Origin of the sequence: Micromonospora sp. NPDC048930, assembly GCF_043197935.1 — a bacterium.
Classification (GTDB): Bacteria; Actinomycetota; Actinomycetes; order Mycobacteriales; family Micromonosporaceae; genus Micromonospora.
On sequence record NZ_JBICUB010000020.1, the window covers coordinates 21,605 to 34,195 of the forward strand.

Here is a 12,591-nt window from a genome sequence, read left to right on the forward strand (position 1 = left end):
TTCACACCAGCGGCGGCGGCCCCGGCGTCGGCGGGACCACACCCGGCCCCGCGCCGCCGGGCGGCGGGACCGCGCCGGGCGCCGGGGCACCCCGGTCGACCAGCGGCAGCGAGCGTAGCGCGCGCTCCAGGTGCCACTGGAGGTGCGCCGCGACCAGGCCGCTGCACTCCCGGCGTACGCCGGTCTCGGTGGCGTCGGCGTACCCCCAGTCGCCGGTGGTCAGCGCGGACATCAGGTCGATGGTGGCCGGGGCGGGGTGGGCGGCGCCGGGCGGGCGGCAGTCCGGGCAGACGGCGCCCCCGGCCGGCACGGAGAACGCCCGGTGCTTCCCCGGGGTGCCGCAGACCGCGCAGGCGGTCAGTGCCGGCGCCCAGCCGGCGAAGGCCATCCCACGCAGCAGGTACGCGTCGAGCACCAGCGTGGTGGCGTGCTCGCCGCGGGCCAGCGACTTCAGCGCGCCGAGGGTGAGCTGGAACAGGCGCAGGGACGGCTCCCGCTCGACCGGGGTGAGCCGTTCCGCGGTCTCGGCGATCGCGCTGGCCGCCGTGTAGCGGGGGTAGTCGCCGAGGAACCGCTTGCCGTACAGGTCGATCCCCTCGACCTGGCTGATGGTGTGCAGCGAGCTGCCCTGGTTGCCCTTGGGGTCGCCGGCGAGCTGGAGGTCGACGTGCCCGAACGGCTCCAGCCGGGCGCCGAACCGGCTGGTGGTGCGGCGGACGCCCCGGGCCACCGCGCGCAGCCGGCCGTGCCGGCGGGTGAGCAGGGTGATGATCCGGTCGGACTCGCCCAGCTTCTGCACGCGCAGCACCACCGCGTCGTCGCGGTAGAGCTGTCGGCGGTACCCGGCCATCCGGTCATTCTCCCTCGGGGTGCGATCTCAGGGTCGGTTCGGGGTGGACGGGCGGACAAACCCGGATGTGCGCGCCCGGCGCGCGGCCGTAGCGTGCTGGCCATGGCTCTGCACCGGACCGTCGTCGCCACCGCGGCGGCCGCCACCCTGATCCTCCTCGCCGGGTGTGACACCCTGTCGTTCCGTCGGCTCGACTTCGACAACACCGAGGCGGTGAAGATCACCCGGATCACCGTGCAACCGGGCGGCGCCGGGGACGTCACCGTCCGCGCCACCGGCTCGGCCACCCAGGTACGCATCAAGCGGGTGGTCCGCTACCAGGGCGAGCAGCCCACCACCCGGTACGAGTTCAACGGCGACGAGCTGGTGCTGCCCACCGACTGCGGCCCCCAGTGCACCGTCTCCTACGAGGTGATCGCCCCGGAGGGCGTGGCGGTACGCGGTGAGACCGGCTCCGGGAACGTCGAACTGCACGGCGTCGGCACGGTGGACTTCACGCTCCACTCCGGCAACGTGAGCGTGACCGGTGCACGCGGCGACGTCCGCGCCACCACCAGCTCCGGCAACATCGAGGTGCTGGACGCGGCCGGCGCGGTCCGCCTGCGCGCCACCTCCGGCAACATCGACGCGCGCCGGCTCCTCGCCGGCGTGGACGCGGAGGCCGCCTCGGGCAACGTCACCGTGGAGCTGGACAAGCCGGCCTCGGCCCGGTTGCGCGCCGCCAGCGGTGACGTCGAGCTGACCGTGCCGGACGGCCGGTACCAGGTACGGGCGGGCGCCGACGCCGGCGACACCGACCTCGGCGTGCCGAACGACCCGACCGCCTCGCTGGTCCTGGACGTGACCGCCAGCAGCGGCAACGTCACCCTCACCCGCCGCTGACCCGGATGCCCGTCGCCAGTTCGGTCTCCGCGCCGGCGGGGGCGGGGCTGGCCGGGGCGGCCGCCGCGCGGTCCGCCACGGTCGTCCGGGGCCGGCCGGGAAGCAGCTCCGGCCTACGCCGGGCCGCCAGGTCCTCCAGCCAACCGACGAGCAGGGTGACCACCCCGACCAGCGCGAACACCAGCACCACCCGGACGGCCAGGCCGACCGGGTCACGCGGCGTCCAGCCGACCAGGCCGACCAGTGGGGTGAGCGCCACCACGAACGGCATGTGCCACAGGTAGACGGTCAGCGCGCGCCGGTTCAGCAGGGTGACCGCCCGGCCGACCAGCGGGTAGCGGTCGACCCAGGGTGCCCCGGCCGGGGCGCGGCCGATCGCGACCAGGATGAACGCCGCCGACCAGAGCGCGTTGCCGAGGTGGATGTCGTTCAGGTCGTAGCCGCGCGGCCCGGGGTGGGTGAAGATCCAGGCCAGGCCGGCGGTGCCGAGGGCGAGCGCGGTGGGGACGAGAGCCCGGTTGCTCATCCGGCGGAGCAACCCGTCGTGGTGGGCGAAGCCCAGCAGCCAGGCGCCGAAGTACAGGCCGAACTCGCGCAGCACGGTCGGGGCGTCCGGAAAGATGCCGAACTCGATCGTGGCGAGCAGCGCGTACGGGGCGAGCAGGATGGGCAGCGGCGTACGGCGGAACAGCCACAGGACCAGCGGCGAGGCCAGCACGAACCACAGGTAGTCCCGCAGGTACCAGATCGGGCTCAGCCCCAGCCCGCCCCAGTGGTTGGCCGGCGGGTCGCCGACCGGAAAGAGCCAGAGCAGCACCTTCGGGGTGAGCGGCAGCCCGGTGAACAGCATCGCCGGTACGAAGACCGCGGCGAGCACCCAGAGCGACGGCAGCAGCCGACGCAGCCGGCGCGCGACGGCCGGCACCCCGGTCCGGTCCAGCGACGCGGCCATCAGCGAGCCGGCGAGCGCGAACATCACCGACATCGCGGGGAACACCAGCGTGAGCGCGGCATGACCGGTGACGTGATAGACGACGACTCGAACGATGGCCAGGAAGCGGAGCAGGTCCAGGTATCGGTTTCGCATCAGCCTGCATCGGTGCCGGGGGCGGGATCAACGGTTCCCTACCCTCCGGCTCGGCCCGGGGAAACGATCAACGGGGCGGGGTCAAAAGTGAAACTTCCCATAAAATCGACCGATCCGGACCGGCCGGGTCGGGACCCCGGAAACAGCGATCGCCGGCCCGGTCGTCCGGGCCGGCGATCGGGCGTACGCCGTCAGAAGCCGAGCTTGCGCAGCTGCTTCGGGTCGCGCTGCCAGTCCTTGGCGACGCGTACGTGCAGGTCGAGGTAGATCCGACTGCCGAGCAGCTCCTCGATCTGCCGCCGCGCGGTGGTGCCGACCTCCTTGAGCCGGCTGCCCCGGTGACCGATCACGATCGCCTTCTGGCTGGGCCGCTCGACGTACACGTCGGCGTAGATCCTGGTGAGGTTGCCCTCCGCGATCATCTCCTCCACCACCACGGCGATGGAGTGCGGCAGCTCGTCCCGGACCCCCTCCAGGGCCGCCTCGCGGATCAGCTCGGCGACGAGCACCTGCTCGGGGTCGTCGGTCAGCATGTCGTCCGGGTAGAGCTGCGGCGACTCGGGCAGGTAGCCGGTCATCACGTCGACCAGCGTGTCCACCTGATGCCCGGAGACCGCGCTCACCGGCACCACGTCGGCGAAGTCGGCCAGCTCGCTGACCGCGACCAGCTGCTCGGCCAGCCGCTTCCGGTCCACCAGGTCGGTCTTGGTGACCACGGCCAGCACGGTCGCCTTGAGGTTGGCCAGCTCGCCCGTGATGAACCGGTCGCCCCGCCCGATCGGCTCGTTCGCCGGGATGCAGAGGCCGATCACGTCGACCTCGCTCCAGGTCTCCCGGACCAGGTCGTTGAGGCGTTCCCCGAGCAGCGTCCGGGGCCGGTGCAGGCCGGGGGTGTCGACCAGGACGAGCTGCGACTCGGGCCGGTGCAGCACCGCGCGGATGACGTGCCGGGTGGTCTGCGGCTTGTTCGAGGTGATCGCGATCTTGGTGCCGACGATCGCGTTGGTCAGCGTCGACTTGCCCGCGTTCGGCCGCCCGACGAAACAGGCGAACCCGGCACGGTACGGACGCGGCTGTTCCGGGTCGCGTACCCCGGTCACTCGACCACCGTGCCGAGGACGGCGCCGTCCGGCGCGGCCAGGTGGATCGGCGCGTCGGCGGCGAGGTCCCGGACGGCGGCGTGCCCCGCGCCGTCCAGCGTCGACGCCTCGGTCACCACCACCGCCGCCTCCAGCCGGGTGGCCCCGGCGGCGACCGCCGAGGCGACCGCGAGCTGGAGCGCGGTCAGCGTCAGCGAGGGCAGCGCGACGCTGGCCGCCGCGTACGTCCGGCCGTCCTGGTCGCGGACCGCCGCGCCCTCCACGGCGCCCACCCGGCCACGCGCACCCCGGGCCAGGACGACCAGCTTGGCGTCCTCGGCGCTCAGCTCGGCCGGGTCGGACGGGGTGGGCCGGGCGGCCGGCACGGCGGAAGTCTCAGGCATCGGCGGGCTGCCTCTCCTCGGAACGGTTGTGGTTGCCGCGGGAATCGGCGTGCTCGCCGCGCCCCGCGCTGTCGGACGCGTCGCTCGGCGCGACCCGGCTCACCAGCACGGTGTCGATCCGGTTGCGCCGGCCGGTAGTGCCCTCGGCGATCAGCCGGAGCCCGGCCACCTCGGCCGCGGCGCCGGGAATCGGCACCCGGCCGAGCGACTGGGCGAGCAGACCGCCGACCGTCTCCACCTCGTCGGTGGGGAGCTCGGTGTCGAACAGCTCGCCCAGATTCTCCACCGGCAGTCGGGCGGTCACCCGGACCGCCCCGTCCGCCAGGCGCTCGACCGGCGGGCGCTCGACATCGTACTCGTCGGTGATCTCACCGACGATCTCCTCCAGGATGTCCTCGATGGTGACCAGGCCGCCCGTGCCGCCGTACTCGTCCACGACGATGACCAGGTGGTTGCGGGCCGCCTGCATCTCGGAGAGCAGGTCGTCGACCGGCTTGGACTCCGGCACGAAGGTCGCCGGACGCATCAGCTCGGAGACCGGCAGCTGCGCGGTCCGCGGGTCGCCGCCCTGGGTACGCCGGATCAGGTCCTTGAGGTAGAGCACGCCGAGCACGTCGTCCACGCTCTCGCCGATCACCGGGATGCGGGAGAACCCGGAGCGCAGGAAGAGCGCGAGCGCCTGGGCGAGCGTCTTGCGCTCCTCGATCCACACCATCTCGGTACGCGGCACCATCACCTCCCGGGCGATGGTGTCGCCGAGGGCGAAGACCGAGTGGATCATCTGCCGTTCGCCGTGCTCCACGACGCCGCGCTGCTCGGCCAGGTCGACCAGCTCGCGCAGCTCCACCTGGGTGGCGAACGGACCCTCCCGGAAGCCCTTGCCCGGGGTGACCGCGTTGCCGATCAGGATCAGCAGCGAGGCGAGCGGATTCAGCGCCCGGCCCAGCCAGCGCACCAGCGGGGCGACCGCCCGGCCGACCGCGTACGCGTGCTGCCGGCCGATCGTGCGCGGCGCGACACCGACCACCACGAAGCTGACCACGGTCATCGCCCCGGCGGTGACCAGGGCGGCCCGCCAGCCGGCGCCGAAGCTGTCCACCGCCACCAGCGCGACCAGCGTGGTGGCGGTCAGCTCGGCCAGCAGCCGGACCAGGAGCAGGAGGTTGAGGTGGCGCACCACGTCACCGGCGACGGCCTGGAGGGTACGCGCGCCGCGCACCCCGTCCCGGGCCAGCTCGGCGGCGCGGGCCGGGGAGACGGCGGCCAGCGCCGCCTCGGTCATCGCGATGAGACCGGCGAGCACCACCAGCCCCGCCGCGAAGGCGATGAGTTGGAGATCGGGCAGGCCGGCGGGCGCGCCGCCGGCCGCCAAGGTAGCCATCACTTCGACCGGGTCGACCGCCAGCTGGCCAGCAGTCGGGCCTGGAGACCGAACATCTCCCGCTCCTCCTCGGGCTCGGCGTGGTCGTAGCCGAGCAGGTGCAGCACGCCGTGCACGGTGAGCAGGTGCAGCTCGTCGGCGGTCGAGTGACCGGCGGTGGCCGCCTGCTTGGCCGCCACCTCCGGGCAGAGCACGATGTCGCCGAGCAGGGCCGGCTCACCGCCGGCCGGGCTGCTCTCGCCCGGGCCGTGGTCGACGCTGCCCTCGTCCATGGGGAAGGCGAGCACGTCGGTCGGGCCGTCGCCGCCCATCCAGCGGTGGTTCAGCTCGGACATGTAGTCGATGTCGACCAGCAGGATGGAGAGCTCGGCGAGGGGGTTGACCCCCATCTCGTCGAGGGCGTGCCGGGCGACGGCGAGCACGGCGTCGGTGTCGACCTCGACACCCGACTCGTTGGCGATCTCGATGGACAACTGTCTTCCTCTGGTGGTTAGCGGCGCCGGCCGGCTCGGCCGCCCTGGGCGGTCCGCCCCGGCACGGCGTGCACGCTCTGCGCCTGCTGGTTCTCCCGCTCGGCGTCCCAGCGGGCGTACGCGTCGACGATCTCGCCCACCAGCTTGTGGCGGACCACGTCCGAGCTGGAGAGCTGGGCGAAGTGCACGTCCTCGACGTTGCTCAGGATCTCCCGGACCACCCGCAGGCCGCTGGTCGTCCCGCCGGGAAGGTCCACCTGGGTGACGTCACCGGTGACCACGATCTTGGAACCGAAGCCGAGCCGGGTGAGGAACATCTTCATCTGCTCGGGCGTGGTGTTCTGCGCCTCGTCGAGGATGATGAACGCGTCGTTGAGCGTACGGCCTCGCATGTACGCCAGCGGCGCCACCTCGATGGTGCCGGCGGCCATCAGCTTCGGGATGGACTCCGGGTCGAGCATGTCGTGCAGCGCGTCGTAGAGCGGCCGCAGGTAGGGGTCGATCTTCTCGTTCAGGGTGCCGGGCAGGAAGCCCAGCCGCTCCCCCGCCTCGACCGCCGGCCGGGTGAGGATGATCCGGTTGACCTGCTTGGCCTGGAGCGCCTGGACGGCCTTCGCCATGGCCAGGTAGGTCTTGCCGGTGCCGGCGGGACCGATCCCGAAGACGATCGTGTGCGCGTCGATCGCGTCGACGTAGCGCTTCTGGCCGAGCGTCTTGGGACGGATGGTGCGGCCCCGCCGGGAGAGGATGTTGAGGGTCAGGACCTCGGCGGGCCGCTCGGTGCTCCCCTGCTCGAGCATGCCGACGGTACGCCGTACGGCGTCAGTGGTCAGGGTCTCGCCTTTCTCGATGAGTTCGAGCAGCTCGCTGAAGAGACGCTCGGCGAGGGCGTTGTCCGCGGGCGCGCCGGTGATGGTGATCTCGTTGCCCCGCACGTGGACGTCACTGTTGACCGAGCGTTCGACGAGACGGAGGATCTCGTCGCCCGCGCCGAGCAGATTCACCATGATCTTCTGGTCGGGGACCGTGATCCTGGTCTGCACCCGGGGCGGGCCGGGAGGTGGGGTGCCGGTCATAGATCGGGCCGTCGGGCCCTACGCCACCTGCTCTCGATCTCGGCGCCGGGCCCTGCTGGCGCGGCGGACGTGACATCCATCGTATCGGTTCAACACCCACCGCACCGCGCCCATTTCCAGTGGTCGAAGGTCAACTGCCGGTGCGGAAGTCGTACCCCTCGAAGGTCTCCTGGTGCCGGCTGAAGCGGTAGGTGGCCCAGTGCATCCGGACCACCGCCCCGCGCTCGTCGCGGGTCAGCCGGAGCAGCTCGCCCACCTCCCGGCCGGACACGGTCCGGAACACGTCCGGGCGGTCCGGCAGCGGCGCGAACACCGCCGGCGGCCGGCCGGCCGGGTCGTCCGCGCCCCGGGCCCGCAGCGTCCCGTCGTGCCAGGAGAAGACGTACTCGAAGCCCTCGCCCCACCAACGGCCCAGCACGCCGCGCAGGTGCTCCGGGGCGGGCGGGCCGGGCCGCCACGGCTCGATCTCGGCCGGGTCGTGCTCGGCGGCGGCGGCGAGCAAGCGGTGCGAAAGGTCGAAAACCTCCACGCCGGTGCCCGATGAGCCGAGCACCGCGCAGCCCATCGCGCCGGCCGTGCCGTCCCCGCCACGCCGGCCGTAGACGGCGGCCAGGAAACCGGGCATGGCCCCGTCGTGCCCCACGTGCATCACCCGTCCCGGCTGTGGCACCAGGATCAGGCCGAGCCCGAAGCCCGCCCCCCAGAGGGTCTCGTCGGTGGTGGTCAGCGGCCAGCGCATCTCGTCCAGAGTGCCGGGGGCGAGCACCGCGCCGGCCGGGTCGAGCGCGGCCGGGTCGGCCAGGAAGGCCGCCCAGCGCGCCATGTCCGGGGCGGTGCTCCAGAGCTGCGCGGCCGGGGCCACCCCGCCGAAGTCGGTCGGCGGCTCCGGGTGCGCCTCGTCGGAGTACGCGTCGACCAGGAACCCGGTCGCCGCCCGCTCCCCTGGGGTCGGGCTGGTGGCGGTCAGCCCGAGCGGGGCGAGCACCCGGTCGGCGAGCACCTCCGCCCAGGTGCCGCCGCGCAGCCGGGCGACCAGCTCGCCGAGGAGCGCCATGCCGAGGTTGGAGTAGTGGTAGCGCCGCCCCGTCGGCAGCACCCGTTCCACCCGCTCCAGATCGGCGAGCAGCTCCGCCACGGCGGGGGCGCGCAGGGTGTCCCAGACATCGCCGTGCGGCTCCCGCTGCAGGCCCGCGGTGTGCGACAGCAGCCGGCGTACGGTCAGCTCGCCGTGCGCCGGCAGGTCGAGGTGCCGGCCGATCGGGTCGTCCAGGTCGAGCAGCCCGTCGTCCCGGCACTGCATGACCAGCACCGAGGTGAAGGTCTTGGTGACCGAGCCGATCCGGAACATCGTCTCCGCGTCGAGGGGGCTGTCGTTGCCGGTCCCGCCGACCGCGCAGGTCCAGAGCGGCCGGTCGGCCCGGTGCAGGGCCACCGAGACCGCCGGGATCCGGCCCTGGGCCTGCGCCTGCCGCACCATCCGGGCGAGCCGGTCATGCACCGTGATCATGGGTGCAGTCTAGGGACCGCCTCAGCGGCAGAGCATCGGACCGAGCGGGGCGCCGCCCAGCAGGTGCGCGTGCGCGTGGAAGACCTCCTGGCCGCCGTACGGTCCGGTGTTGAACATCAGTCGGAAGCCGTCGCCGGTCAGCCCCTCCTCCTCGGCCACCACGGCGGCGGTGGCGAGCACCTCGCCGGCCAGCCCCGGGTCGGCCTCGGCGAGGGTGGCCACGTCCGCGTAGTGCTCCTTGGGGATCACCAGCACGTGGACGGGCGCCTTGGGGTTGATGTCCCGGAAGGCGAGGGTGGTGGCGGTCTCGCGCACGATGGTGGCCGGGATCTCACCCGCGACGATCCGGCAGAACAGGCAGTCGGTTCCCATCGGGGCATGGTAGTGCCGCAGTCGCGGTCCGGCATGATGTGCCGCGTGACTTCTCGGGCGGTACTGGTGACGGGGGCCTCGCGCGGCATCGGCCGCGCGGTGGCGCGGGCGTTCGCGGCGGGCGGGGACCGGGTGGCCATCCACCACCGGGACTCGGCGGAGCTGGCCGAGGCGCTGCGGGCGGAACTGCCCGGCGACGGGCACGTGGTGGTCCGGGCTGACCTGGCCGACCCGGACGCGGTCCGGGCCATGGTCGACGAGGCCGCCGACCGGCTCGGCGGCCTGGACATCCTGGTCAACAACGCCGGCGTGTACGGCCCGCGGGACCTCCCGCACCCGGTCTTCGGGAACACGTACGAGCAGTGGCGCGAACAGTGGCGGCTGGTGCTGGAGACGAACCTGACGGGCGCCGCCAACGTCACCTGGTGCGCCGCCCAGCACATGCGCGGACGGGGCGGGCGGATCGTCAACGTGTCGTCCCGGGGCGCCTTCCGGGGCGAGCCGGAACAGCCCGCGTACGGGGCGAGCAAGGCGGGACTGAACGCCCTCGGGCAGTCCCTGGCGCTAGCCCTGGCGCCCTACGGCATCGCGGTGGCGACGGTCGCGCCCGGCTTCGTCGAGACCGACATGACCACCACGCACCTCAGCGGCGAGCGGGGCCATGCGATCCGGGCCCAGTCCCCGTTCAACCGGGTGGCCCGCCCCGAGGAGATCGCCGCCGCCGTCCACTGGCTGGCCAGTCCGCAGGCGGAGTGGGCCTCCGGCACCATCGTCGACCTCAACGGCGCCTCCTACCTGCGCAGCTGACCCCGCAGCCACAGGCCGCCCTCCACCCGACCGGGCCCAGCTCAGCTCGGCCCGGCCCAGCCCGGCCCAGCTCGGCCCGGGCCGGCTCGGACCGGGCCGGCTCGGACCGGGCCGGCTCGGACCGGGCCGGCTCGGACCGGCTCGGCTCGGACCGGCTCGGCTCGGACCGGGCCGGCGCCGGTGCCGTCGGCCGGGCCGAAACCCCGCCCTGCCTGACAAGACACAAGATTGGAAAGCGATATGCCTCAGAGGCATATTTATGCCTCTGAGGCATATCGCTCTCAACGAAGGTGATGGGTCACCGCGACACGCCGACCAACGCCGGAACGGGCGCGGACGGCACCGTGCCGGGGACAGGCGGGGACGGGCCAGGACCGGGGTCGAGGACGGGCCGAGGCCGAGGACGGGCCGAGGCCAAGGCCAAGGCCAAGGCCCGGCCAGGGCCGGGGCCGGAGCCGAGGCCAAGGCCCGGCCGGGGCCGGGGCCAAGGCCGGGGCCGGGGCCGGGGCCAAGGCCGGGGCCGGGGCCGGGGCCGGGGCCGGGGCCGGGGCCGGGGCCGGGGCCGGGGCCGGGGCCGGGGCCGGGGCCGGGTGGGGGACGAGGACGGGCGGGGGGCGGACAGTACAGCTCGGGCTGGACGGACGGCCGCCGGCAGAGGCGGTGACGGACATCGGCCGCCGGGCGGCAGGCGGGCCCGACCGCGCGGCGCGGCGCCGGTGAGCTCAGGGTCGACCGGGGACCTGGCCGGTCACCAGCGGGACAGGCGGGTGGCGAGGACGCTGAGCGCGGCCACGCCGGCTGTGGAGGTGCGCAGGACCGCAGGGCCGAGGCGGATCGTGCGGGCGCCGGCCTGCTGGAACGCGGTCAGCTCGGGCGGGGCGATGCCACCCTCCGGGCCGACCACCAGCACGATCTCGCCGGTCTCCGGCAGCTCGGCGGTGGTGAGGCGCTCCTGCGCCTCCTCGTGCAGCACGAACGCCGCGGCCGCCCCGGCGATCCGGCGCGCGACAGTGGTGGTGGACTCGTCGGGCGTACCGGCCACCACCGGGAGCCAGGCCCGGCGGGCCTGCTTGGCGGCCTCGCGGGCGGTGGCCGCCCACTTCTCCCGGGCCCGTACGCCCCGCTCGCCGCGCCACTGCACCACCGAGCGGGACGCCGACCAGGGGACGATCTCGTCCACCCCGACCTCGGTCATCGCCTGCACGGCCAGTTCGCCCCGGTCGCCCTTGGCGATGCCCTGCACCACCACGAGCCGGGGGACGGACGCGTCGACGTACCCCCGCGAGGTGACCCGCAGGTCGAGGGTGCCACGGCCGACGGCGGCGACCACCGCGGCGGCCGTGCCGCCCCGGCCGTCGGCCAGCAGCAGCTCCTCACCGACGCGCAGCCGCTGCACGGTGGCCGCGTGGTGCCCCTCCGGGCCGTCCAGCGTCAGCGTGTCGCCGGTCGGCAGCGCGTCGACCAGGAACAGCGGCGCGGACACCTCAGGCGTGCCCGTTGAAGGCGTCGCGCATCCGGGAGAAGAAGCCGCCCTGCTTGGTCAGCTCGGCGACCTCCTCGCCCCGGGTCTTGGCGAACTCGCGCAGCATCCGCTCCTGGTCGGCGTCGAGCTTGGTCGGGGTACGCACGTCCAGGTGGACGTAGAGGTCACCCCTGCCGGTGCCGCGCAGGTGCGGTACGCCCCGGGCGCGCAGCCGCAGCGTGCTGCCGGGCTGGGTGCCGGGCTTGACGTCGACCGTCTCCTCGCTGTCCAGCGTCTTGATGGTCAGCCGGGTGCCGAGCGCGGCGGCGGTCATCGGCACGGTGACCCGGCAGTGCAGGTCGTCGCCCTTGCGGGAGTAGACGTCGTGCGGCCGCTCGTGGATCTCCACGTAGAGGTCGCCGGCGGTGCCGCCGCCCGGCCCGACCTCGCCCTGCTGGGCCAGCCGGATCCGCATGCCGTCCTCGACGCCGGCCGGGATCTTGACGGTGAGCGAGCGGCGGGTACGCACCCGGCCGTCGCCGGCGCAGGTCGGGCAGGGGTGCGGGATGGTGGTGCCGTAGCCCTGGCAGACCGTGCACGGCCGGGCGGAGACCACCTGGCCGAGGAAGGTCCGCTGCACCGACTGCACCTCGCCCCGCCCGCCGCACGCCTCACAGGTGGCCAGGTGGGTGCCGGCCGCGGTGCCCGCGCCGGAGCAGGTGGTGCAGAGCACCGCCGTGTCCACGGCGATCGGCGCCTCGACGCCGAACGCGGTCTCGTTGAGGTCCAGCTCCAGCCGCAGGATCGCGTCGGCGCCCGGCCGGGTACGCGGGCGCGGCCCGCGCGAGCCACCGGCCGCGCCGCCGAAGAACGCGTCCATGATGTCCTGGAAGCCGACGAACGGGCCGGCCCCGCCCGGACCGCCCGGCCCGGCGCCCCCGCCGCCCGGGGCGAGCGGGTCGCCGCCCAGGTCGACGATCTGCCGTTTCCGGTCGTCCGAGAGGACCTCGTACGCGGCGTTGATGTCCTTGAACTTCTCCTGTGCCTCCGGGTCCGGATTCACGTCCGGGTGGAACTGCCGCGCCAGCTTGCGGTAGGCGCGCTTGATCTCGTCGTCGGAGGCGTCCCGGCTCACGCCGAGAATGCCGTAGTAGTCCCTGGCCACTGCGTTCGGTGTCCTCGTGTTTCGTCTCGCGTTGCGCCGGTCGTCG

The 12,591-nt window shown here is 73.9% G+C and carries 13 protein-coding genes; 2 read left to right on the top strand and 11 right to left on the bottom strand.

Annotated features, from left to right (window positions below):
* Window position 1: 1 nt before the first annotated feature.
* Entirely contained in the window at window positions 2-850 is an 849-nt protein-coding gene (gene recO / locus ACGFI9_RS32925; protein WP_393184272.1) for a DNA repair protein RecO, read from the bottom strand.
* A 102-nt stretch (window positions 851-952) separates the two neighbouring features.
* Here recO and ACGFI9_RS32930 point away from each other — a divergent pair, with 102 nt between their 5' ends.
* Window positions 953-1,732 (top strand): DUF4097 domain-containing protein, encoded by a 780-nt coding sequence (locus ACGFI9_RS32930; RefSeq protein ID WP_393184274.1) that lies wholly within the window; start codon window positions 953-955, stop codon window positions 1,730-1,732.
* On the opposite strand, the gene ACGFI9_RS32935 is transcribed toward ACGFI9_RS32930, so the two are convergent.
* The 8 genes from ACGFI9_RS32935 to ACGFI9_RS32970 all read right to left on the bottom strand — a co-directional run bounded on the left by ACGFI9_RS32935 (window position 1,719) and on the right by ACGFI9_RS32970 (window position 9,111).
* On the bottom strand, window positions 1,719-2,819 hold the full coding sequence (locus ACGFI9_RS32935; protein WP_393184276.1) for an acyltransferase: 1,101 nt from the start codon (window positions 2,817-2,819) through the stop codon (window positions 1,719-1,721). The genes ACGFI9_RS32930 and ACGFI9_RS32935 overlap by 14 nt on opposite strands.
* Window positions 2,820-3,010: 191 nt before the next feature.
* Complete coding sequence (era, locus tag ACGFI9_RS32940) at window positions 3,011-3,919, bottom strand: GTPase Era (protein ID WP_393184278.1); 909 nt, start codon at window positions 3,917-3,919, stop codon at window positions 3,011-3,013.
* The gene (locus ACGFI9_RS32945; protein ID WP_393184279.1) at window positions 3,916-4,302 is read right to left on the bottom strand and encodes a cytidine deaminase; all 387 of its coding nucleotides are present in this window, start codon (window positions 4,300-4,302) and stop codon (window positions 3,916-3,918) included. The genes era and ACGFI9_RS32945 overlap by 4 nt, the downstream gene beginning before the upstream one ends.
* Window positions 4,295-5,707: a hemolysin family protein gene (locus tag ACGFI9_RS32950; protein WP_393184397.1), complete on the bottom strand. Its 1,413-nt coding sequence runs from the start codon at window positions 5,705-5,707 to the stop codon at window positions 4,295-4,297. Before ACGFI9_RS32950 ends, ACGFI9_RS32945 begins: the two co-directional genes overlap by 8 nt.
* The gene (gene ybeY / locus ACGFI9_RS32955) at window positions 5,683-6,156 is read right to left on the bottom strand and encodes an rRNA maturation RNase YbeY (protein ID WP_302762477.1); all 474 of its coding nucleotides are present in this window, start codon (window positions 6,154-6,156) and stop codon (window positions 5,683-5,685) included. The genes ACGFI9_RS32950 and ybeY overlap by 25 nt, the downstream gene beginning before the upstream one ends.
* 17 nt (window positions 6,157-6,173) lie before the next feature.
* Complete coding sequence (locus ACGFI9_RS32960) at window positions 6,174-7,232, bottom strand: PhoH family protein (protein ID WP_393184282.1); 1,059 nt, start codon at window positions 7,230-7,232, stop codon at window positions 6,174-6,176.
* Window positions 7,233-7,362: 130 nt separating this feature from the next.
* Window positions 7,363-8,739 (bottom strand): serine hydrolase domain-containing protein, encoded by a 1,377-nt coding sequence (locus ACGFI9_RS32965; RefSeq protein ID WP_393184283.1) that lies wholly within the window; start codon window positions 8,737-8,739, stop codon window positions 7,363-7,365.
* A gap of 21 nt (window positions 8,740-8,760) precedes the next feature.
* Window positions 8,761-9,111, bottom strand: coding sequence for a histidine triad nucleotide-binding protein (locus ACGFI9_RS32970; RefSeq protein ID WP_393184285.1), 351 nt, complete (start codon window positions 9,109-9,111; stop codon window positions 8,761-8,763).
* Window positions 9,112-9,156: 45 nt separating this feature from the next.
* Between ACGFI9_RS32970 and ACGFI9_RS32975 the strand changes: the two genes are divergently transcribed.
* The gene (locus tag ACGFI9_RS32975) at window positions 9,157-9,918 is read left to right on the top strand and encodes an SDR family NAD(P)-dependent oxidoreductase (protein ID WP_393184286.1); all 762 of its coding nucleotides are present in this window, start codon (window positions 9,157-9,159) and stop codon (window positions 9,916-9,918) included.
* 748 nt (window positions 9,919-10,666) lie between these two features.
* Here ACGFI9_RS32975 and ACGFI9_RS32980 read toward each other — a convergent pair.
* Both ACGFI9_RS32980 and dnaJ read right to left on the bottom strand, forming a co-directional pair.
* A complete protein-coding gene (locus ACGFI9_RS32980) occupies window positions 10,667-11,401 on the bottom strand; it encodes a 16S rRNA (uracil(1498)-N(3))-methyltransferase (protein ID WP_393184288.1) in 735 nt (244 codons plus the stop codon).
* Window position 11,402: 1 nt separating this feature from the next.
* Window positions 11,403-12,545 (bottom strand): molecular chaperone DnaJ, encoded by a 1,143-nt coding sequence (gene dnaJ, locus ACGFI9_RS32985; protein WP_393184290.1) that lies wholly within the window; start codon window positions 12,543-12,545, stop codon window positions 11,403-11,405.
* Window positions 12,546-12,591: the final 46 nt, after the last annotated feature.

Bases quoted from the DNA above. Each gene is read 5' to 3' on its own strand.
- recO (WP_393184272.1), bottom strand. From the start codon at position 850: ATGGCCGGGTACCGCCGACAGCTCTACCGCGACGACGCGGTGGTGCTG.
- ACGFI9_RS32930 (WP_393184274.1), top strand. From the start codon at position 953: ATGGCTCTGCACCGGACCGTCGTCGCCACCGCGGCGGCCGCCACCCTG.
- ACGFI9_RS32935 (WP_393184276.1), bottom strand. From the start codon at position 2,819: ATGCGAAACCGATACCTGGACCTGCTCCGCTTCCTGGCCATCGTTCGA.
- ACGFI9_RS32945 (WP_393184279.1), bottom strand. From the start codon at position 4,302: ATGCCTGAGACTTCCGCCGTGCCGGCCGCCCGGCCCACCCCGTCCGAC.
- ACGFI9_RS32960 (WP_393184282.1), bottom strand. From the start codon at position 7,232: ATGACCGGCACCCCACCTCCCGGCCCGCCCCGGGTGCAGACCAGGATC.
- ACGFI9_RS32965 (WP_393184283.1), bottom strand. From the start codon at position 8,739: ATGATCACGGTGCATGACCGGCTCGCCCGGATGGTGCGGCAGGCGCAG.
- ACGFI9_RS32970 (WP_393184285.1), bottom strand. From the start codon at position 9,111: ATGGGAACCGACTGCCTGTTCTGCCGGATCGTCGCGGGTGAGATCCCG.